Annotated in this window: 17 protein-coding genes and 1 riboswitch; of the genes, 6 read left to right on the top strand and 11 right to left on the bottom strand. The window is 41.5% G+C overall.

What is annotated here, in order from left to right:
• Positions 1–5: 5 nt before the first annotated feature.
• A riboswitch (SAM riboswitch) is annotated at positions 6–120 on the bottom strand.
• Positions 121–331: 211 nt separating this feature from the next.
• Positions 332–1,360 (top strand): acyltransferase family protein, encoded by a 1,029-nt coding sequence (locus ACLOAU_RS13445; protein ID WP_427862382.1) that lies wholly within the window; start codon positions 332–334, stop codon positions 1,358–1,360.
• 73 nt (positions 1,361–1,433) lie between these two features.
• On the opposite strand, the gene ACLOAU_RS13440 is transcribed toward ACLOAU_RS13445, so the two are convergent.
• From ACLOAU_RS13440 to ACLOAU_RS13425, 4 genes are all read right to left on the bottom strand, one after another.
• On the bottom strand, positions 1,434–2,135 hold the full coding sequence (locus ACLOAU_RS13440; protein ID WP_427862381.1) for a porin family protein: 702 nt from the start codon (positions 2,133–2,135) through the stop codon (positions 1,434–1,436).
• Positions 2,136–2,308: 173 nt separating this feature from the next.
• Positions 2,309–2,914 carry a porin family protein gene (locus ACLOAU_RS13435; protein WP_427862380.1) on the bottom strand — a complete coding sequence of 202 codons (606 nt, stop codon included), beginning with the start codon at positions 2,912–2,914 and terminating at the stop codon, positions 2,309–2,311.
• 144 nt (positions 2,915–3,058) lie between these two features.
• Entirely contained in the window at positions 3,059–3,733 is a 675-nt protein-coding gene (locus ACLOAU_RS13430; protein ID WP_427862379.1) for a YiaD family glycine zipper/OmpA-like lipoprotein, read from the bottom strand.
• A gap of 215 nt (positions 3,734–3,948) precedes the next feature.
• Positions 3,949–4,653, bottom strand: a complete 705-nt coding sequence (locus tag ACLOAU_RS13425; RefSeq protein WP_427862378.1) for a hypothetical protein — start codon at positions 4,651–4,653, stop codon at positions 3,949–3,951.
• Positions 4,654–4,914: 261 nt separating this feature from the next.
• On the opposite strand from ACLOAU_RS13425, the gene uvrA reads away from it, so the two are divergent.
• From uvrA to ACLOAU_RS13410, 3 genes are all read left to right on the top strand, one after another.
• Complete coding sequence (uvrA, locus tag ACLOAU_RS13420; RefSeq protein ID WP_427862377.1) at positions 4,915–7,758, top strand: excinuclease ABC subunit UvrA; 2,844 nt, start codon at positions 4,915–4,917, stop codon at positions 7,756–7,758.
• Between the two features lie 5 nt (positions 7,759–7,763).
• Entirely contained in the window at positions 7,764–8,258 is a 495-nt protein-coding gene (locus tag ACLOAU_RS13415; RefSeq protein ID WP_427862376.1) for a hypothetical protein, read from the top strand.
• A 67-nt stretch (positions 8,259–8,325) separates the two neighbouring features.
• On the top strand, positions 8,326–8,841 hold the full coding sequence (locus ACLOAU_RS13410) for a hypothetical protein (RefSeq protein ID WP_427862375.1): 516 nt from the start codon (positions 8,326–8,328) through the stop codon (positions 8,839–8,841).
• A gap of 8 nt (positions 8,842–8,849) precedes the next feature.
• Here ACLOAU_RS13410 and ACLOAU_RS13405 read toward each other — a convergent pair whose 3' ends face one another.
• From ACLOAU_RS13405 to ACLOAU_RS13390, 4 genes are all read right to left on the bottom strand, one after another.
• Entirely contained in the window at positions 8,850–9,563 is a 714-nt protein-coding gene (locus tag ACLOAU_RS13405; protein ID WP_427862374.1) for a pirin family protein, read from the bottom strand.
• A gap of 49 nt (positions 9,564–9,612) precedes the next feature.
• Positions 9,613–10,227: an alpha/beta hydrolase gene (locus ACLOAU_RS13400; protein WP_427862373.1), complete on the bottom strand. Its 615-nt coding sequence runs from the start codon at positions 10,225–10,227 to the stop codon at positions 9,613–9,615.
• Positions 10,228–10,419: 192 nt separating this feature from the next.
• Positions 10,420–11,355, bottom strand: coding sequence for a ring-cleaving dioxygenase (locus tag ACLOAU_RS13395; protein ID WP_427862372.1), 936 nt, complete (start codon positions 11,353–11,355; stop codon positions 10,420–10,422).
• 98 nt (positions 11,356–11,453) lie between these two features.
• On the bottom strand, positions 11,454–11,897 hold the full coding sequence (locus ACLOAU_RS13390; protein ID WP_427862371.1) for a GNAT family N-acetyltransferase: 444 nt from the start codon (positions 11,895–11,897) through the stop codon (positions 11,454–11,456).
• An 85-nt stretch (positions 11,898–11,982) separates the two neighbouring features.
• Between ACLOAU_RS13390 and ACLOAU_RS13385 the strand changes: the two genes are divergently transcribed.
• Together ACLOAU_RS13385 and ACLOAU_RS13380 are read left to right on the top strand one after the other, a co-directional pair.
• A complete protein-coding gene (locus ACLOAU_RS13385) occupies positions 11,983–14,349 on the top strand; it encodes a S9 family peptidase (protein ID WP_427862370.1) in 2,367 nt (788 codons plus the stop codon).
• A 106-nt stretch (positions 14,350–14,455) separates the two neighbouring features.
• Positions 14,456–16,033: an IS1182 family transposase gene (locus ACLOAU_RS13380; RefSeq protein WP_427859941.1), complete on the top strand. Its 1,578-nt coding sequence runs from the start codon at positions 14,456–14,458 to the stop codon at positions 16,031–16,033.
• A 189-nt stretch (positions 16,034–16,222) separates the two neighbouring features.
• Here the strand turns inward: ACLOAU_RS13380 and ACLOAU_RS13375 are convergent, their stop codons facing one another.
• The 3 genes from ACLOAU_RS13375 to ACLOAU_RS13365 all read right to left on the bottom strand — a co-directional run bounded on the left by ACLOAU_RS13375 (position 16,223) and on the right by ACLOAU_RS13365 (position 21,404).
• The gene (locus tag ACLOAU_RS13375) at positions 16,223–18,379 is read right to left on the bottom strand and encodes a hypothetical protein (protein ID WP_427862369.1); all 2,157 of its coding nucleotides are present in this window, start codon (positions 18,377–18,379) and stop codon (positions 16,223–16,225) included.
• 496 nt (positions 18,380–18,875) lie between these two features.
• Positions 18,876–20,000 carry an ATP-binding protein gene (locus ACLOAU_RS13370; RefSeq protein WP_427862368.1) on the bottom strand — a complete coding sequence of 375 codons (1,125 nt, stop codon included), beginning with the start codon at positions 19,998–20,000 and terminating at the stop codon, positions 18,876–18,878.
• Positions 20,001–20,150: 150 nt separating this feature from the next.
• Positions 20,151–21,404, bottom strand: coding sequence for a replication-associated recombination protein A (locus tag ACLOAU_RS13365; RefSeq protein WP_427862367.1), 1,254 nt, complete (start codon positions 21,402–21,404; stop codon positions 20,151–20,153).
• Positions 21,405–21,412: the final 8 nt, after the last annotated feature.

Here is a 21,412-nt window from a genome sequence, read left to right as displayed (position 1 = left end):
CTACCGGCTTATCTTTCCCCGAACAAAATCCGGAGTTGGAATTGGCACCTTGTTCCATTGTATCGGGAACAGGTTGCCAAGGCTTCACAGGGCCATACCCTCTGCCTTTCTTGATAAGTATATAAAAGAACGAGGCGCAAATATAGGTTAGATTTGGGAAATAAAAAAAATACAGGAAATAGCGGCATGAATATCAGTACGCCAATACTATTTTTGCTCCAGTGTTGTATTTATACCGGTAACTTAAGAAAACAAACTGTCCAATACTAACTTTTATATCATTGTATTACCCAATAGCTGCCTGTTTATATGAGCTGCTTTATGTCATCCTATGCACAAGGAAAATAATTTCGATTTTTTAAGGTTCTTTTTATCGTCATTGGTGATTGTTTCTCACTCCTATCCGCTCACCGGCAGCCCTGAAATTTTAGCTTCGAATACAAACGAACAGGCTACTTTAGGAGATATCGCCGTTAACGCTTTTTTTGTGCTCAGTGGTTTTTTAATATTGACCAGCTTAAAACGAAGTAAATCTCCCATCGAATATCTTGTAAAAAGAGGTTTGAGATTATTTCCTGCGTTGTTTTTCATGCTCCTGTTTTCCCTGCTTATAATACGTATCGTATATAAAGGAAATAATATTCTTAATGAACCCCTGTTTTTTACATATTTACCCAACAACTTTTTCTTATACAATGTTCAATACTATGTTACCGGTGTATTTGATGCCAATCCTTATCCTCAGGCCATCAACGGTAGTTTATGGACGCTTAGCTATGAATTTTCCATGTACCTGTTTGTATTGCTGTTATATCCTATCAGAAAAAATGCCTATACACTGAGTGCAGGCCTCGTTGCTTCTTTTTTAATTTGCTATTATGCTATGAACTTAAAGCCCGACTTATTTGCTTCCTTTTTATGGTCGGTAAAGCTTGTCCCTCATCTGTTTTACAGGTTGGCGATATTTTTTATTGCAGGATGCCTCCTTAGTTTGGTAAAGCCAGACCAATTACAAAAGCTAAACAAGCCTTATATTAAAATTGCATTATTACTCTTGCTGGCAGCCTCCTTTCCCCTGCAACTATTTTATTCAAGCTCGCCATTCGTACTTTCATTGTTGATTATACTCGTTGCTATCTCATATTCGAAGCAACTGGCATACCTGCCTCAAAAAATGGGGGACATATCGTATGGCATTTATATCTACGGTTTCCTGGTGCAGCAAACGTTGATGAACTATCATAACTTTCCACCGCTGCAATTAACCATTCTAAGTCTGATCGTCACTTATGCTTTGTCTTACTTATCCTGGCATTTGATAGAAAAACGCTTCTTAAAACTTAAGCAACGGTTGAGATAAAGATTAGCGCTGCAGGAAAAAGATAAAGTTAGAGGGAAGTTACAATGGATGCGAACTTCCCTTTAGTTAAAAACTAAAATATGTATCCAACCGAAACGCCAAAGCCAATATTCTTTATTTTACTGGTTGATTTAACGCCTTTACTGTCGGGATGAATATTAGCGAGGCCCAGTTGCGCATTGACCTGAAAAGACAAGCGTTCATTAAACTCATAGCCTTCTAATATCTGAACTCCATAGTCCCAGGTTTTACCATAAGCCCATTTACCAGTCTTAAGATCATCTGTATCGCTCAGAAACTGAAGATCGGCACTTTGATCATTTCTTGTCACCACACCATCCACCATAGTCTTTCCATAATACTCGCCCCGGCCACCTAGGCCATAGGCGACATAAGGTCCTGCCCCCAGCAGCAATCTTCCTTTTCCAAGCTTTGGAGCATACAGGAAATTCACCGGTACTTCAACATAGTAAGGAGTAAGGTAAGATTCAACAGAAGAATACTCCTGTATATCTTTTATACGATAGCCTTTTGTAGTAAATAAAGCAGCAGGTTGAATATAAAAATTATTGGATAGCAGGTAATCATAAGTTACACCAACATGAAACCCAGGATTCAGCCTGGAGCCATTGTACAACTCATTACCATTTCCGTTCCGGGAGATAACATTGTAGGCATTAAAGCCGGCCCTAACGCCTATCTGGGCTTTTGCCATACTACTGATGGTAAGAAAAAACGCAAAAAGAACTACGGGTAAAAAAGGTCTTAATCTCATAAGCTTTATTTTTTAAGTTAACTGCAAATATAAAAGATGTTTGCATCTGAGACGCAGCAAGATGTAGATACGCAACAGTACTACAAAAAATTAAAGCTCAGCATATTTGCCTATTAAAACAACAAAGCCTCTGGCTATAACCAAAGGCTTCGTCTATCTAATATTGATCTAACTTAGAACTTATATCCTACCGTTACTCCAAAAGAAGTATTATTAGTAGTAGGTGGATTATCAACATCTGCTAATTTCACCAAACCAAGGTTTGCATTTAAATTTAAGGATAAACCGTTGCTTAACTGGTAACCTGCCAATAGCTTACCACCCGCATCAAATTTCCTTAGATTAGCCTGATCCCAATCTCCACTGAAACTGCTATTATTAATCACCGTCTTCACCTTTCCAATGCCCATTCCAACATAAGGCCCAACTCCTAGCAATAAATGACCGGTTCCTAATTCGGGTTGATACTGAAAAGTTACAGGCAATTGTAAATAATTTAATTCTGTTTTTACATCAAAACCATCAAGTTTAGCACCGTTCTGTACATAACTTAACCCTGGTTGAATAACAAAATCATCTGCAATACCGATATCGTAGGTAACGCCGGCTTGAAAACCTGTTTTTAACTTATAAGCGTCGCTGGCATCCTTACCAGTGATATTTGAGAAGTTAACTCCTGCATTTACGCCAAAACGTCCTGCCTGTGCATTAGATTGTAAAGCTGTTAAACTAAACGCTGTAAACAACAGCCCTCCGAATAGTAATTTTTTGAGTTTCATCAGTATAATTTTTATGTAATAAATCGTCTGACGGAACCTGGTACGACATCTCTGTCATTATAGTTCCATAAGATACGGATTAAAAATGCGAATCGATTTATAAGGTAAACGGTCCACCAGACCATTTACCTTAAAATTTCATTATTATTTTGTGCCTGCTTCTTTAGCGGCATCAGATTTCATTTTGTCATTAGCTGTGATCAGGAACTCAACCCGGCGGTTTTTGGAACGGCCATCAGGTGTATCATTGGTGTATTTAGGGTTTCTTAAACCATAACCAACAGTGCTTAACCTTTGTAAGCCAATTCCTTTATCTGCCAGATAATTGGATACAACAGAAGCCCTTCTTTCAGATAAAGCCTGGTTGTATTTCTCGGTTCCCGTGTTATCGGTGTGCCCCTGTATTTCTACATCCGTATCAGGGTACTTGTTAAGAATAGTGATCAGGTCATCTAAAGTAGATTTAGATGCAGTGGTCAATGCAGCCTGGTCAAAACCAAATAAAACGGCGCTGCTAAATTCTACCACAATGCCTTCTTCTACCCTTTCAACTTTTGCACCTGGTACCTCCTGCTTGATCTCTTCAGCCTGTTTATCCATTTTTTTACCAATAATAGCTCCTGCAGTACCGCCAACAGCAGCACCAATAATAGCACCTAAAGCGGTGTTACCAGTTGCTTTTCCTATAACCGCACCAATAGCGGCACCACCACCAACACCAATGGCTGCACCTTTTTGAGTTCTGGTTGCACTTTCGCAGCCTGCCAATGTTAAACCTGCAAAAGCAGTAGCGAATAATGTTGTTTTAACGATTTTCATCAGATAAGTTTTAAAATTTTATAATATTAAAGCTGCAAAAATAAATGCTACACCGAACATATACACATTTATTCCTAAGTAACTCTAATCATCGACAACTCTAACAGGCAGTTAACAAACTACGTGCCAGTGAATTTTGAATATAGACAAATGAACATATAAAAAGGTTGCCTTACGGGGCAACCTTTTACATAAATTTTTATAGGACATTGTTTTTACTGCTGCATATTAGCAGGTGCGGCGGCTACTTCTACAACTTTTGTCAACACATAATTGGTACCCTTTGCCAGGGAAGTTTTTTTCTTATCCTTTTTCTCTGACTTTTTTACATTTTCTTGCGTTGCATCAACTTCTTCTGCAGACGCTACTGTTGCCATGCTATCATCTGCTGCCATTTCAGGAAATATTGCTGCAGGATTTTCTTCATCAAATTTAGCACCAACATTCACATATAATTTATGACTGGCTGAGTCAAAAATCAATGTACCTTCTTTTAATGATTTCCCGGAATACCTGGGTGCCGGCTTATCGGTGGCATCAGCTGCAGTTGCATCTACTGCTACAGCGCCATCAACATCATTCTGGAGTGTTTTCTGTACCGGAATTTTATACGTACCGGGCGACTGTTTCAAATCTGCTTTAAATTTGCCCTGAGGCATCCCATTAATCCATACAACACCTTTGTTTTCAGCATCTCTTGTAACCGTAACACTTGCAACTGCTCCATCCTTATCTACGTAATCATATTTACCCAAAACCGGAAAGATCATTTCGTCTGTTAATTCCCCGGGCATAGGAGCTAACTCCTTGGGCTGAGGCTTATAATTTCGGGGTACTTCGGGCGTAGCAGATGTCTGTGCAAAAGACGTGGCAGCTATAGTTAAAGAAAGCACCGCTGCTAAAAGAAAGTTCTTTTTCATTTGTCGATTTTTTACGGTTTAAGTGGTCGTGCCAGCATTCAGTTAAGTCAACTGACTTCCCGGCCCTATTTTATAAATATATGTATCCAATAAAAGTCGTCATATCAACATATACCTCTATTGGAACTAATCGATCTAAAAAGAAATTATTATGCCAAAATTAATTTACCGTTGATTAAACCTTTATTTTAGATTTTAGTTATGATTTAGATCCGCACTAATTTTGCACGTACTAAATCCACAAAAAACAGGGAGAATAAATTGAAAAATAAAGACTTAAATACGATTGATGTTATTGGTGCGAGGGTACACAACCTGAAAAACATCGATATATCTATACCCAAAAATGAGTTAGTGGTGATCACCGGAATCAGCGGTAGTGGAAAATCCTCTCTTGCTTTTGACACTATTTATTCTGAAGGCCAACGCCGTTATATGGAAACATTCGGAGCCTATGCACGCCAGTTCATTGGCGATATGGAGCGCCCCGATGTAGACCAGATAACAGGCCTTTCTCCGGTTATATCCATTGAACAAAAAACCACCAATAAAAACCCCAGGTCTACGGTGGGAACCGTTACCGAGGTGTATGATTTCTTCAGGTTATTTTATGCACGTGTAGGCGAAGCTTATTCCTACAACACGGGCAAAAAAATGGTAAAGTGGAGTGAGGAAGAAATTGTAGAAAATATCTTCGGGCGGTTTAATGGCAAAAAGATAAACCTGCTGGCTCCTTTAGTAAGAGGCCGAAAAGGTCATTACAGGGAGCTGTTTGAAGATGTTCGTAAGAAAGGATTTTTAAAAGTGCGTGTAGATGGAGAGATCAAAGATATCACCGCTAAAATGCAGGTGGACCGTTATAAAATCCACGATATAGAATTGGTAGTAGACCGGCTGCAGGTAACCGACGATTTAAAGCCGCGCCTGAGTCAAAGCGTTCAGCAAGGTTTAAAACTAGGCAAAGACCTGCTATTTGTATTGGTGAATGACGAAACAGTGGTGACCCAATACTCTAAAATGCTGATGTGTGAAGACACCGGAATTAGTTACGAAGAACCTTCTCCCAACTCTTTTTCATTTAACTCGCCTTATGGTGCCTGTCCTTATTGTCGCGGCCTGGGCACCAGTTCGGTTATCAATATGAACCTGGTATTACCGGACACCTCAAAAACGATTAAAGAAGGCGGTATTGCACCGTTAGGCGAAGAAAGAGAAGCCAGCGTATTTAAGCAGGTAGAAGCTTTTGCAAAAAAGCATAAGATCAATTTAAGCAAGCCCCTGAAAGATATACCGCAGGCTCAGCTTGATCTGTTACTATATGGCGATGGTGATGCCGCTCAATCCTTACATCTTGACGGAACAGATGAGTCTATTCCTGATTATTACACCGGAAGCTACGAGGGTATCATCCCTATGTTGAAGCGCTGGTATCTTTCTACACAAAGCAATGAAGGACTACGGGAGTGGGTAGAGAAATTTATGGAACTACAGCCATGCCCTTCCTGCAATGGCGACCGTTTAAAAAAGGAAAGTCTCTGGTTTAAGATCGATAATAAAAACATTGCTTATTTAAGCAACCTAAACCTCGACAACCTGGCGGCATGGCTTGATGGCATTGAATTACGCCTAAGCAAAAAGCAGAATGCTATTGCAAAAGATATCCTCAAAGAAATAAGAGAACGTTTAGGCTTTTTGCTGGATGTAGGCTTAACCTATTTATCGTTGAACCGGCCCAGCAGAACATTGAGTGGTGGAGAATCACAAAGGATAAGGCTGGCGACACAGATTGGATCCCAATTACAAGGCATTACCTATATTTTAGATGAACCATCTATTGGGTTACATCAAAGAGACAACCAGCGCCTGATTCACTCTTTACAGAACCTGCGCGATATTGGCAATAGTGTTCTGGTAGTGGAGCATGATAAAGATATTATGCTGGCAGCCGACTATTTGATAGATATTGGTCCGCGTGCCGGCCACCACGGAGGCCGGGTAGTAGCGCAAGGCACACCCAAAGAAATTTTAAAGCTGGATACTATTACTGCCGGATATTTGAATGGCCATCTTAAAATAGAAACACCCAAAGAACGTCGTAAAGGCAATGGCAAATTTGTAGAATTGAAAGGGGTTACCGGTAACAACCTGCAGGGAGTGAGTGTTAAATTTCCGCTGGGTAAAATGATTGTAGTTACCGGGGTAAGCGGTAGCGGAAAGTCTACGTTAATTAATGAAACCCTCTATCCTATTTTAAGTAATCATTGCTTCCCGGCCAGCAAGATGCAGCCGATGCCACATAAATCGGTAAAGGGATTAGAACATATCGACAAGGTAGTAGAGATTGATCAGTCACCTATAGGACGCACTCCACGTAGTAATCCATCTACCTACTGTGGCTTCTTTACTGATATCAGGACCTTATTCGCATCGGTGCCCGAAGCTAAGATTCGCGGATATAACGCAGGGCGTTTTTCATTCAACGTAAAAACAGGCCGCTGTGATGTTTGTGAAGGCGGCGGCATGCGCGTTATTGAAATGAACTTCCTGCCGGATGTATATGTGCCCTGCGAGAAATGTAACGGCAAAAGATACAACCGGGAGACCCTGGAGATTCGCTATAAAGGCAAATCGATTTCAGATGTATTAGACATGACCGTAGATGATGCAGTTGTATTCTTCCAGGCAGTACCCAATATATTCAGGAAGATAAAAACCTTACAGGACGTGGGTTTGGGATATATCACATTGGGTCAAAGCGCCGTCACGCTCAGCGGCGGTGAGGCGCAAAGGGTGAAACTCAGTACCGAACTTTCAAAGAAGGATACTGGTAAAACTTTTTATATCTTAGATGAGCCGACTACAGGCCTGCATTTCGAAGATATTAAGCACCTTATTGATGTTTTGGATAAGCTGGCAGACAGGGGTAACACAGTGCTGATCATTGAACATAATATGGATGTGATTAAAATAGCGGACCATATTATAGACCTGGGACCTGAAGGTGGTGATGGCGGCGGGCAGATATTATTTGAAGGCACACCGGAGGGGTTGGTAAAGTGTAAAGAAAGCTATACCGGCCATTTTCTTAAAACTGAACTTAATTAAACATTATGCATATCGATAACCTGAGCGACCTGCCCGACTGGGATGATGACAGACTTCCGCTGGACGATGAAGAAGGTGAAGAATGGAAGCCCAACCCAACCCGCGAAGCGTGCAAGGCGCTTTACCAGAAATGGAAAGAGATTATGCTGATGCTGAAGGGCGCTTTAGATACTAGTAAGTCTGAGGAAGAGGAAAGCATCTCCTACACAGACGATTTAAAATATATGGTATTGGGAGATGCTTACGAAGTAGGGATAAAGATCCGGAGCTCGGAGGCTGGAGGTATGTATGTGCTTCGTATGGAGAACGCGGCTATTATTAGAAAGAATGCACAACATGTAGCCAGTTCGTTGCTTACATTGGGTGCTGAAGACGAAACCGAAGAACAATATGTGGATTTGATCAGGGCTGAAATTGATCAGTTCAGGGAGTTGTTTAAAATATGGATCAATACTTTTGAAAAAGATGAATATACAGACGACTGGGGGCTGTTTGTATAAACGTCAATCCTCTCAAGTATATATGATCACAAAAAATATGTAACTTTGTAGGAAATAAGACCTCCATATGAAAAACTTTCTACTTCTTATTATTTTTTCAGGGTTTGTATTTTGCTGCTCTCATGCGCAGGATAATCCCATTTCGTTAGAATTCAAACCCATCATTGCAAAAATCGCTGCTAATGAATTACAGGTAGAATGGTCCAGCATTACAGAAAATAATATAAACCGGTACGACATTGAGGTCTCAGGAGACGGTAAATCTTTCACTAAAATTGGAAATGTGCTATCCAAAGCAGAAGGAGGAAATTCGACATCGCCCCTTAACTATACATTTGCCAGGTCTGCTACTGGGCTTCTCGCAGGCGTAACCTTGTTTTTATTACCCATCCTGGGTTTTTCTGCGAATAAAGCCAGGCGAAACAAAACAATGTTTATACTCGCATTTGTATTTATAGGTGCTGCAGCTCTTACCGGCTGCAGGAAATCTGAAGTAGCTAAAAACGAAACCTTGTATTTACGGGTGGGCCAGGTAGACAACACAAACCACATTTTATACAGCAAGATTGTAAAAGTACAATAGCGATCACCCTATTTCTGATTGATCACTGTCTCAATAATCAGAAACTCACTCTCTTCATTACAGTCAATAGAAATACTATCCGTATCCCAGATACCTATAGCATCACGTTCAGGCACCAGCTGCCCATTGACGGTAATACTGCCAGAAATATTAAATACAAAAAGGCACATATTTTCGGGCCGGAACCGGTAATTCACCTGCTTGCCTTTTTCAAAATAGCCCAGAGACAGTTTAGCATTCTGGTTGATCCAGCAATGGGCCAAACCTTCCTCACTTGAGATAATGGTAACGAGCTGGTTCTTTCTCTGAGCTTTTGGAAAGCTACGGGTTTGGTAACGGGGGTTGATATTTTGCTGTTTAGGATAGATCCATATCTGTAAAAAATTCACTTCCTCTTCACCAATATTATATTCTTCATGCTTCAGCCCGCTACCGGCGCTCATAATTTGCACTCCCCCCTCTTCAATCACTGTACTATAGCCCATAGTGTCCTTATGATTCATTTTGCCCTTCAATAATATGGATATAATCTCCATATTGATATGGGGATGGATACCAAACCCCTTACCAACTTCCAGGTAGTCGTCGTTAAAAGCAAATAAGGTCCCAAAAGCGCTTTTAACGGGGTTGTAATGATTACTAAAGCTGAATACAAAATTGCTGCGTAGCCAACCAATATCTTTGGTACCACGCTCTGCAGCCGGGTATAAAACTGATTCCATAATTTTTTAAGATTTTTAAGATTAAAAATAAAGCTGACCAGGCCGCTCCCTACTTAAAAATAAGGTTGTTCGCCAGGCTGATCTCATCGCTATTGATGGTATGCCCCATACCGGGATATATTTTTTCCGTAACATCCGCGCCCATCGATTTAAGGAGGTTTACTGAGTCGTGCACCCTTTCAACCGGCACATGAAAATCGGGATCGCTGGTGCCAATAAAAACAGGGGTTTGCGCAAATTCGCCTTTATAGTGATCGCTATAGATACGGTCGCCGATCAGCCCGCCGGTAAAAGCTGCTGCTCCGCCATACCTTGTAGCATTACGTGTTATATATTCTAATGTTAAACAGGCACCCTGGGAGAAACCGGCAAAATAAATATGTTCTTTTGCAATGCCTTTTGCTATAGCAACTGCCACTGTTGCGGCTACCAGTTCCAGGGCGCTATCCAGCCAGGGCTGGTTCTGCGCAAGAGGTGCTATAAACGATTGCGGATACCAGCTATTGTTAGTGGCCTGTGGAGCTAGCAACAAATAATCTTTTACGTTAAGGTGATCCGCCAGTGATAAGATATCTTCTGCCCTCGCTCCCCTGCCATGTAACAGGATCAACGCCTTGGAAGGATTATTAATATTGCCTGCTGTTATCATATTTTCTAAATGCATAATATACTAAGCTTTTTAAAATCTATTAAACTACCTGGACATTGATAAGCCAGATGTAGATATTAGAGACGAAATGTATAACTTCTTTTTAACCGCAAAGGCACCAGGATGCTAAGTTTTTTTGGATATCTATTCCCTTTTTCTTTGCGCCATAGCGCCCTGGCGGTTAAATCTCCCACCAAATTCAAGCAACTATTTCAGGACAGGCAATACTTTTTCTATTTCACTTCTGGAAGGCTCATACTGCTTAGGTAATTTTAATGCCGTGCCCAATTCAGCCAAAGGTTCATCTACGGTGAAGCCGGGATTATCTGTAGCTATTTCAAAAAGCACACCACCCGGTTCGCGGAAATAAAGCGAGTAGAAATAATCACGGTCTATTTTTGGAGTAATCTGGTGACCCGCACTTAAGATCTTTTCACGAAAGTTCATCTGCACCTGGTCATCTTTTACCCTGAATGCGATATGGTGATTGGTACCTCCTGCATTGTAGCCTGGCTTAGCCGACTCATCCAGTAATATATCTATAATGTTCGCTTCATGAACAGCATTGGTTACAAACCTGTAGCGATTCCCTTCCTGCACCGTTTGTTGATAGCCGAATATATCCGTAAGAATTTTAGCTGTTGGCTCCAGCCTGTTTAAAGTAAGAGTGGTACTGTAGAAACCTTTGATAGCAACATCTTGTGCTATTGCAGGTGTTGTGTAGCCTTTACGATTGTCCCCCGCTTTCGGTGTTAAAAGACTCAGGTTAAGACCATCCGGATCGGTAAAAGGCAGATACTGTTCGCCAAAACGTTCAACCGCCTCACCAGTATCTACCTGGTAACGACTTAGCCGCTCTTTCCAGAATTCAAGACTTCCCTCGGGAACGGAATAAGCGATCTCTGTTGCCATACCCGACCCGGTCCTGCCCTTGGGTATTCCCTGCCAGGGAAAAAAGGTCAGGATGGTACCAGGAGCTCCTTCTTCATTACCATAATAAAAATGATAGGTACCAGGGTCATCAAAGTTGACGGTTTTCTTCACCAACCGTAATCCTAAAACCTGTGTATAAAAATTAAGATTCTCTTGTGCGTTGCCTGCAATCGCAGTAATGTGATGCAGTCCTAATATTTTATTGTCCATAATTATTGTCTTTAATTGTTCCACAAAATTGAGACAATAACAACTGGCAGGAAATAAGGTAGATTAACTACACCACTTAACCTGGTTCAAGTGATTTTTCATGAAGTTATCATTTCGATATGATCAATACCTGCATCGTCGTAAATATCACTGCATTGCTCAAAACCCAGCAGTTCATAGAATTTCTTCAAATGGTATTGCGCTCCTATTTTTATAGGCGCTTTTCCAAATATCTGGTAGCTCCGGGCAATACTTTCCTGCATCAGCAGCTTACCTGTTCCCGATTTGCGGGCCTCCTTTTTCAATACCACCCTTCCTATGGATTGCTCAGTATAGCTTACTCCCGGAGGAATTAAACGTGCGTACGCTAATAATACACCATCATCGTATCCCATCAGGTGATAGCTTTTTTCATCCTTACCATCTACATCCTGGTAGTAACAATGCTGCTCCACCACAAATACCTCGCTGCGCAGCTGCAGGATAAGATATAGCTCCTCCAGTGTCAGCTCATTGAACGATTTGCAAATCCAATTGATCATAAATTCAGATTAACTTTTTAATACTCCGTTGGCAACATAAAAAATAAATCGCAAACAATTAAATTTATACCCTAAAGTGTATTTGATGCAAAAAATATTTTTCCTTTTCATTTTTAGCTACTCAGTAACTGTTTCTGCCCAAAACAAGCTGGCCCCCTTAACTGTACAAAAAATAATGCGCGATCCCAGGTGGATGGGCAGCTCGCCCTCTCAACCTCAATGGAACCGGACCGGCGATACTTTGTATTTTTTATGGAACCCTGACAAAAAACCTGCAGACTCGCTTTATTTCATCACCCTCAAAAACCATACACCGCAAAAAGCTACTGTTGCGCAAAGGCAGCTCTTATCAAGACCCGGCAGCTACGTGTATAACCTGGCCCGCACCCGTTATGTATTTGAAAAGAATGGAGACATTTTCTTTACAGATATTACCACCCGTACTACCAGGCGCATCACCAATACCATCGAAAGCGAAAATAATCCGCAGTTTAGTTTTGGGGAGAAAAAGATCGTCTATACTCGTAGCAGTAACCTGTACGCCTGGGATATTGCAACCGGCGAAACCGAACAGCTCACTAATATCGGCACCAGCAGCAACAATTTCGGAAGTAAGCCATCAGGAGGAAAAGAAGAAGACTGGTTAAAAAACGACCAGTTGGTAAACTTTGATGTATTAAGGGAAAGGAAAGCAAAAAATGATACCAGCGATGCATACCGAAAGGCCTTACCTAAAGAAAAAGAGCTTCGCTACCTGCTGGTACGTGAAGGATCAGTAAGAGGCTTAAACATTAGTCCTGACGGGCGTTTTGTAAGTTACCGTGCATTTAAACCGGCAACCACCAAAAACACCATCATTCCCGATTATGTAACAGAAAGCGGCTATACCACTGATATCTCTGGCAGAAACAAGGTAGGCGCCGAACAGGGTAGTTCAGCATTTTATGTTTACGACCGGGAACGGGATACAGTACTGAACCTGCCTGTTGAATCCATACCCGGTATCAGGGATTTACCCGACTACCTGAAAGATTACCCTAAAGCTTTTGATAAAAGAAAGAAGGACAGTACCAAAAGAGCAGTTTCGGTTTATGGTGTTTCCTGGTCCCCCAAAGGCAGGCATCTTGTTATAGAAATTCATTCGGATGATAACAAAGACCGCTGGCTGATGCAGTGGGATATGCAGGTGAATAAGCTCATTTTGCTTGACCGGCAACGTGACGAAGCCTGGATCGGCGGCCCCGGTATTAACGGTAACAGCATGGGTTGGATCAATGAAGATTTATTCTGGTTTCAATCTGAAGCAACCGGCTACTCCCATTTATATACAATCAATATTCCAAGCCTGCAAAAGAAAGCGCTCACAGCCGGTAACTACGAAATACAGGAAGTCATTCTTTCAGAAGACAAAAAATTCTTTTATATCACTACCAACGAAGTGCATCCGGGCGAAAAGCATTTTTACCAACTAAACATTGCTACAGGGAAAAAAGAGCGCATCACTACGATGACAGGTGCTAACGAAACCAGTCTCTCGCCTGATGAAAAAAACATCGCCGTATTGCATTCCTATTCCAACAAGCCCTGGGAACTATACCTGCAACCTGCTAAACCAGGCACAGCCGCTCAGCAAATAACTTTTAAAGGACAAAGCGAGGAGTTTAAATCCTACACCTGGAGAGACCCGGAAGTTGTTGCGTTTAAAGCTGCCGATGGCGCCCTTGTATATGCCAGGGTTTATAAGCCTGCTAACCCACATCCCAATAAACCAGCTGTATTATTTGTTCATGGTGCGGGGTATCTGCAAAATGCACATAAGTGGTGGAGCAGTTACTTCAGGGAGTTTATGTTTAACAATATGCTGGCCGATAACGGTTACTATGTAATGGATATTGATTATCGTGGCAGTGCCGGTTATGGCCGCGACTGGCGCACGGGTATCTATCGCCATATGGGTGGTAAAGATCTGAGTGATCATGTAGACGCTGCAAAATACATGGTAGATACTTATGGAGTAAATCCACAGCACATCGGCTTGTATGGCGGATCTTACGGAGGCTTCATGACTTTAATGGCCATGTTTACTCAACCGGAGGTCTTCAAAGCGGGGGCAGCTTTAAGACCCGTTACCGATTGGGCCAATTACAACCACGGGTATACCTCTAACATACTAAATGAGCCCTATAACGATAGCCTGGCTTACTACCGTAGTTCGCCGCTATATTTTGCCAACGGGTTGAAGGGAGATTTATTGATCTGTCATGGAATGGTAGATGTAAACGTACATTACCAGGACGCCGTAAAGCTGGCGCAACGCCTGATAGAACTAGGTAAAGACAATTGGGAGCTGGCCGGATACCCCATGGAAGATCACGGTTTCGTAGAACCCAGTAGCTGGACAGATGAATATAAAAGAATTTTTAAATTGTTTGAATCAGTATTAAAGAAATAGCACTACAATTTTTTCGCACTATATAAGGGGCTGACCAAAAAGGTCAGCCCTTTTCTTTGTGAGAAAGGGGCTGAGTTGTAATTTTAGTTACCACACAAAAATTACAATGGCTAAAGTAAAAACTTCTGTAGTATTTAAGCAATATAGTCCTCAACAAAATTTATTGTTACCACCTTCACTGGAAGAGTTAATAGGCAAGGATCACCTTGTAAGGGTGGTTAATGAGGTAGTTGAGTTGATGGATATCAGCGACCTGATCAACTTATACAAAGGTGGCGGCACCAGTAGCTATCACCCCCGGATGTTACTAAAAGTGTTATTATATGCCTATTGTGTAAAGATCTATACTGGCCGCAAGATAGCCAAGGCACTGAGCCAGGACATTCATTTTATGTGGCTTTCAGCTATGAACCGTCCTGATTTTCGTACGATTAATAACTTCCGCAGCAGCAAAGCCAAACAGGTAATAGAAGCATTGTTTAAAGAGCTGTTGGAGTTTTTGGTAGCTCATCAGTATATCAAGCTGGAAAATTATTTTTGCGATGGAACAACATTGCGTGCAGATGCCAATCAGCATAAAATGGTATGGAAGAAAAATGCAGAGCGGTATGGTCTGAAGGCTGTAGAAAAATGCCAGGAGTTGTTTAAGCAAATAGATGAGCTGAACCGGCAGGAAGATAAAGCCTATGGGCAAGCTGATCTGGAAGAACATGGACAAGCTGCTACCGTGAGCCGGGAAGCAATAGCCCAAAAGGCAGCTACACTCAACGATGTCATACGCAATACTGTTGTAAAGAGCAAACGACGCAAGGCCACCACACTGAAAAAGAAGTTAAAAGATGCTGAAGGCAAGATAGAAAAGTATAACAATCAGATTCAAAAAGCCGGCAACCGTAGTGGTTACAATAAAACTGATACCGATGCCACAGCTATGATGATGAAAAATAAGGTAGAAGTACTGCCAGCCTACAATGTACTGGCAGGTAGCGAGGATCAGTTTATTACCGGGGTGAGCGTTCATCAATCGACCAACGATGGAGCCTGCTTTAATGATCACCTGCACGCCATAGCCAGCCAACAACCTTGCCAGCCCGACAGGATTATTGCTGACAGCATCTTTGGTACAGAGCAGAATTATGAACTGCTACAACAAAATGAAATAGCCAGTTATATGAAGTTCCCGCTATATCACAAAGAACAAACCAAAGCTTATCAGCAAAATTCTTTTCTAAAGGACAACTTTATCTATGATATACTCACAAATACTTATAGCTGCCCTAATAAGCAACTACTTATTTTTAAAGGCAAACACCAACAAACGCATAAACGTACCGGTTACAAATCAGAGGTAAAAGTTTATGAATGTAATAATTGCTCCGGCTGTCCTTTTTATCAACAGTGTTGTAAATCGACTAAAGGGGAGAACCGAAAGATAGAGATCAACGAAAAACTGGAAGCCTTTAAGCAGCAGGCAAGGCAAAACCTTCACACAGAACTGGGACAGTCCTTGAAAAAACAAAGAGGCACAGAGATCGAAAGCTGTTTTGGAGATATAAAACACAATATGGACTTCCGTCGCTTCCACCTGCGAGGTCTTCAAAAAGTAAAAACAGAGTTTATATTGGTAGCTATGGCACACAACCTGAGAAAAGTATCAATAAAAAAACTCAATAAAGCAGCCTGATAAACAAAAAAAGTACGTTTATCACTCATAATATCCCCTATTACTGCAGATATTATTGTGAAACCGAAAACTTAAATAAATAAAGTACAGCCCATATAAGTGAACTGTACTTTTTCAAATATTGAGACGTTTGACCTTTTTAGTCAGCCCCCATTGTTATATATTAAGACCTAATATCTGCCAATATCCTCAGGCTAATTTGCTTAGCGCAAAAGCCGCGCTGGCACTGGAATCCAGCTCATCCAGCTGTCTATAGCCATCCACATGCAGCGCATTAACATAGAGGCTTTGTGTAAATGCAGCTCTTCCGCCGGCCGCGCATGTTTGCATTAATTCATCAGGACTAAATTCCAGATCGGGTGAATCATCCGGCATATATACTCCGTCTACATCTCTTACGTATCGACCTGCATCTCCTATTACCATGCCGCTAATGCTGGCTACTGTAGGATAAGCTCCCGTACCTGCATTGCCCCGCCCTACGCTAAAAGAAAAGTCAGCAAAATTATTGGCCTGGTAAGCCTTGAAAGGAATGGAAATATTCTTCTCTCCGCCATTGGAGTAATCCAGGAAACCACAAGGATTGGATACTTTGTAAGGACCACCGGGACCGCTGGTAAGTCTAACAGGATGTATCTCTGCTACCGTTTTATTGTTCAGGCTATCAACCCTCACCACCATTTTAAATGCGTTCATACCATTGCAAATTCCAAAGTATTCTGCCGATGCGGTTTCACTACTATTGAAGTTGGAAACAGTAGGTATTTGAAAGAAAGCCTGCGGCGGGTTCACACGGTTACCCGCCTGATCAAATATCTCCAGCCAGAATTCATATAGCCCATCTCCGGCAAGTGTACGGGTATCCAGATCGGTAGTCATTACACCCATGCTCATCCATCCTATGGAATCGGTAATACCTTCAAAGCCTATCGGATTAATTGGAGGAATCAGATACAGCGCTTTACTGTTAACGGTGAAAGGCCCCAGCAGTACCGAACGTACATCGAAATGTTTGGTAACACCTTCCATGCGCTCTACCAGGTAAGGGCGATGTATATTAGCCGTCAAAGCAATATCAGCGCCCGATTCCGGCACCATGGCTTCGTTATGTGTTTTTCTGCACATCCACCGGAAGTATTTAGCACCGGACAAAGGAAGCCCGCTTCCAAAAATAACTGAGAAGTTCAGCTTCGCACTGGTAGCTGTAGTTGCAAACGGAGAGCGGTGATCGGCGCCATACCTGAATAAGCCTTTTCTTTCAAAAGGCACGCCCTGAATGGGTGTATTATTGGAAGTTTGCAAAACATCTCTTACCGAGAAATTCCCAATAGTTCTTACCCACACAGCTTCACCGTTCAGTGCAGGGCCACAGTTGGGGGTGACCCTGGGGTCAGTTATACTGATATTGATTTCCGATCCGCAAACATAGTCCCAACGGGTATTGCAGGCGATGGCCGGGCGATATACTGTTTCCCATACACCATTAATTAAACATTCTACCCAGATATAAATATCTGGTTTATCACCATTGGTGAAATAAATAATATTGGTATCGAAGCGACCGTTCTCATCGGTATAGGTGGTTTTAATTTTATCGCAACGATAAAAATAAGGCCATAACCAGGGAATACGGCAAAAATGAGGTATAAGCAATTTGAAATTGTTTACCAGCTCATTTCTAAGTACCGGGATATTAGTAGTGTTGAACCTAGCGGCTATCGCGGGTTCCAGCTTAATGATAGGTTCGGCAAGTTGTGTGGTATTAGCAGGCCGGATTAATATATTGGGCCTGACAATTGGCGTATTGATTAAGATATTAGGTTTGAGGACATTGAGTTTTGGAGCTACCCTGAAAAGTTCTGGTATCCGCAGGATAACCTGGTCGGGAATTTTCCTGATCAGCCAGAATATTTTATCTACTTCGCAGATATTCACCCTTGCCTTACAAACAGGGAGTTGTAACTGGTTATTGCCAATAAGATAGTTTTTAGTTAAACGCCCCAACACCCGGCAAAAACGAAGCAACCAATATTCTGTAAATATAGGTGGAATGGGTTTTATAACGGGCCGGTTACCATCACGCCAGTCAATAGATGAAATGTAAGGCCTGAATCGTTCCAATTGCTGGAGATGCGTGACGCCTTCGAGGCTATCGTCGGTATTAGGAAGTACTACTACCTGAAGATTCCCCCTTTTTAAAAGAGCTTCGTCAAAGCCGGCGTCGCCCTTTTCATCTACAGGAGATTGTTGTATAATGGTCCCCTGCGCATCAGCGAGGATTACCGAAAGGTTTACCGGCTCCTGCAGTGGTTTTTCAAACTGCACCGGTATTTTAAAGGTTGCCATATTAGGTGTTTTGTATTTTTAGAATCCTGTTACCAATCGCAGGATTTCGTACATACAAATATACCCCGGTAAACATGTGCCTTGCAATACCTAATAGAGGCTATGCTGGATTGGTAGACTGCGTGGTGAAAAAAATATAAAACATTAAGGAGTTAAGGTTAGTTAAGGATTGATTATACCCAACACTATATCTTAATATCCCATAAATCCTTCATGGTTTAAAATAAAAAAACATCCAGGGGTTAAGGTTATTTATGATGATCCCAACTCACTATTCCCTATTCACTATTCACTCTCGCATAGCCCTGGCCAGTGCCCCACTGGCTGGAAGGGGAGGGTGAATTTTGATACCTGTTTATTATAATCCCTTCATTGTTCAAAGTATAGAACCACTAAAGTAAAACGGCTAAGATAGGTGCAAGTATGGCGGCTTTTAATGATTTTTTTAATGGCTCTTGCTGGATGATGATCCATTAACTATGTACAATGTCACACATCAGCTTATAAAATCTTCGAAGTTCTGCATCGTTATAGTTGCTGTTACCACCGGGTTATACGCATTAACAAAACTCGCTGGCATTTTCTTCTGGCGCCGCTCATCCCATTTCATTTCAAAGGCACTTATTTCTGCATTATGTTCTTCTATATAATCAATTTCCTGCTGAGCATGTGTTCGCCAAAAATAGCGGTTCACTATACGCTGCCGGCCAAGATTAAATTTCATCCGCTCTGCTACCAAAAAATTCTCCCATAAGGCCCCTTTATCATTACGAAGAGATAAAGGATTAAATTGATTAATGACGACATTCCTTATACCGGTATCATAAAAATATATCTTACGACTTTTCTTTAACTCATTGCGAAGATTCCTGTTAAAAGCATTTAGCCTGAAAATAATAAAAGCCTTTTCCAGTATTTGAATATAGCTTTCTACTGTTTGGTTATCGAGCCCCGTAAGCTGTCCCAGCTCATTATAAGAAACCTCCTGGCCAATTTGAAGAGCCAAAGCCTGCAACAATTTTTCCAGCTTTTCCGGTTTTAAAATACGCTCCCAAATAAGTATATCTTTAAAAAGATAACTATCTGCCAGCTCCTTTAACCTCTTTATTTCATTTCCCTTATTTACTACAATTTCGGGATAATATCCGTATAACAACCGATGTTCAAGCAAGCGTTTTTCCTCCAGCAAGCCATAGTGATTGACCATTTCTTCAAAAGAAAGAGGTAATATCTGAAATTCCCATTTTCGCCCGGTAAGTGGTTCATTTATCTTATTGGCCAAATCAAAAGATGAAGATCCTGTGGCGATAACCTTTACGTCTTTGATATTATCATGAATCAATTTTAGTACAATACCGATATTTTCAATCCGTTGCGCCTCATCTATAACAAGTGTTTTAGCGCCGCCAATCATCTTTTTAAGCTTCGCCGAAGTAGGGTTATAAAATAATTCCCGAACATCTGCTTCATCTCCATTAAAAGAAACAAGGGGCTTTGCCAGTTGTGGTAGCAGTTGTTCAACGAGCGTAGTTTTCCCTACCTGCCTGGCGCCAGATAACACCAATACTTTCCTATCATGGATATATCCGGCAATAACACCGGTCTGTATACGCTCAATCATATCGGGTATTTACTGCAAAAATAATTGTGAAAGTGGAATGAATCGCAAATTTAATGCAAAAAATACGAATACAATCGCAAATTTAATACAAAAGTTGCGCATGTAATCGCAAATCTAATACTAGACTACTAAATTAACGCTCACTTGTTGTCAATACCCATACTTATCTTTCCAGAGCTTTTTCAAATAATTGCGCAGCTCATGCTCGCGTGGGTTATTACCGGGATCATAGAACTTAGTCCCTGCAATCTCTTCAGGTAAATACTCTTGCTGAGAAAAATTATTGTCATAGCTATGAGCATATTGATAGCCTTTACCATAATCTAAATTTTTCATCAGTTTCGTAGGCGCATTCCTGATATGTAAAGGAACCGGCAGATCACCCGTACGGCTCACTGCCGCCATGGCTTCGTTGATCGCCATGTAAGAGGCATTACTTTTAGGAGAAGTGGCCAGGTAAACGGCACATTGAGACAGTATAATCCTTGATTCAGGATGGCCTATTTTATTAACAGCATCAAATGTAGCATTGGCCAGCAGCAGTGCATTGGGGTTAGCATTACCAATATCTTCACTGGCCAGTATGAGCATCCTGCGGGCTATAAACTTTACGTCCTCTCCGCCCTCAATCATACGCGCCAGCCAGTACACAGCCCCATTAGGATCGCTACCCCGCATAGATTTTATAAAGGCTGATATAATATCATAATGTTGCTCGCCGTTCTTATCATATAAAGCCACCTTCTTCTGGGCAACCTCCATTACCAGGGCATCGGTTATTTCTACTTTATCCCTCGAAGTATTGCAAACCAATTCCAGCAGGTTTAACAGTTTGCGCGCATCGCCGCCACTGATATTAATTAAAGCAGCGGTCTCTTTTAAGTTGATCTTTTTCTTTTTGAGCACCTCATCTTCTTTGATCGCTTTGTGAAGCAGGGCAATCAAATCTTTCTCTTCCAGCGACCTCAACACATATACCTGGCAACGACTGAGCAAGGCACTGTTTACTTCAAAAGATGGGTTCTCGGTGGTAGCACCAATCAGCGTAATGATACCTTTTTCAACGGCATGCAATAAGGCATCCTGCTGACTCTTATTAAACCGGTGGATTTCATCTATAAATAAAATGCTTTGGTATTCGTGTCTGGCCTTTTCAATAACCTCGCGTACTTCTTTTACACCGGCGTTTACAGCACTCAGTGCAAAAAAAGACATAGAAAGCTCCTGTGCAATAATATTAGCAAGTGTAGTTTTACCCGTTCCGGGCGGTCCCCAGAAAATAACAGAACCAAGCGACTTATTTTCTACCGATTTACGTAACACACTGCCCTTCCCTATCAGGTGTTGCTGACCTACCACATCATCCAGGGTTCGGGGTCTTATTCGTTCAGCTAAAGGAATCATGCCACGAA

Origin of the sequence: Paraniabella aurantiaca (assembly GCF_050309965.1) — a bacterium.
Classification (GTDB): Bacteria; Bacteroidota; Bacteroidia; order Chitinophagales; family Chitinophagaceae; genus Niabella.
The sequence above is the reverse complement of the archived record's forward strand: the minus strand, read 5'-3'. Positions and strand labels throughout refer to the sequence as shown.

Bases quoted from the DNA above. Each gene is read 5' to 3' on its own strand.
- ACLOAU_RS13445 (WP_427862382.1), top strand. From the start codon at position 332: ATGCACAAGGAAAATAATTTCGATTTTTTAAGGTTCTTTTTATCGTCA.
- ACLOAU_RS13440 (WP_427862381.1), bottom strand. From the start codon at position 2,135: ATGAGATTAAGACCTTTTTTACCCGTAGTTCTTTTTGCGTTTTTTCTT.
- ACLOAU_RS13435 (WP_427862380.1), bottom strand. From the start codon at position 2,914: ATGAAACTCAAAAAATTACTATTCGGAGGGCTGTTGTTTACAGCGTTT.
- ACLOAU_RS13430 (WP_427862379.1), bottom strand. From the start codon at position 3,733: ATGAAAATCGTTAAAACAACATTATTCGCTACTGCTTTTGCAGGTTTA.
- ACLOAU_RS13425 (WP_427862378.1), bottom strand. From the start codon at position 4,653: ATGAAAAAGAACTTTCTTTTAGCAGCGGTGCTTTCTTTAACTATAGCT.
- ACLOAU_RS13415 (WP_427862376.1), top strand. From the start codon at position 7,764: ATGCATATCGATAACCTGAGCGACCTGCCCGACTGGGATGATGACAGA.
- ACLOAU_RS13410 (WP_427862375.1), top strand. From the start codon at position 8,326: ATGAAAAACTTTCTACTTCTTATTATTTTTTCAGGGTTTGTATTTTGC.
- ACLOAU_RS13405 (WP_427862374.1), bottom strand. From the start codon at position 9,563: ATGGAATCAGTTTTATACCCGGCTGCAGAGCGTGGTACCAAAGATATT.
- ACLOAU_RS13400 (WP_427862373.1), bottom strand. From the start codon at position 10,227: ATGCATTTAGAAAATATGATAACAGCAGGCAATATTAATAATCCTTCC.
- ACLOAU_RS13395 (WP_427862372.1), bottom strand. From the start codon at position 11,355: ATGGACAATAAAATATTAGGACTGCATCACATTACTGCGATTGCAGGC.
- ACLOAU_RS13390 (WP_427862371.1), bottom strand. From the start codon at position 11,897: ATGATCAATTGGATTTGCAAATCGTTCAATGAGCTGACACTGGAGGAG.
- ACLOAU_RS13385 (WP_427862370.1), top strand. From the start codon at position 11,983: ATGCAAAAAATATTTTTCCTTTTCATTTTTAGCTACTCAGTAACTGTT.
- ACLOAU_RS13380 (WP_427859941.1), top strand. From the start codon at position 14,456: ATGGCTAAAGTAAAAACTTCTGTAGTATTTAAGCAATATAGTCCTCAA.
- ACLOAU_RS13375 (WP_427862369.1), bottom strand. From the start codon at position 18,379: ATGGCAACCTTTAAAATACCGGTGCAGTTTGAAAAACCACTGCAGGAG.
- ACLOAU_RS13370 (WP_427862368.1), bottom strand. From the start codon at position 20,000: ATGATTGAGCGTATACAGACCGGTGTTATTGCCGGATATATCCATGAT.
- ACLOAU_RS13365 (WP_427862367.1), bottom strand. From the start codon at position 21,404: ATGATTCCTTTAGCTGAACGAATAAGACCCCGAACCCTGGATGATGTG.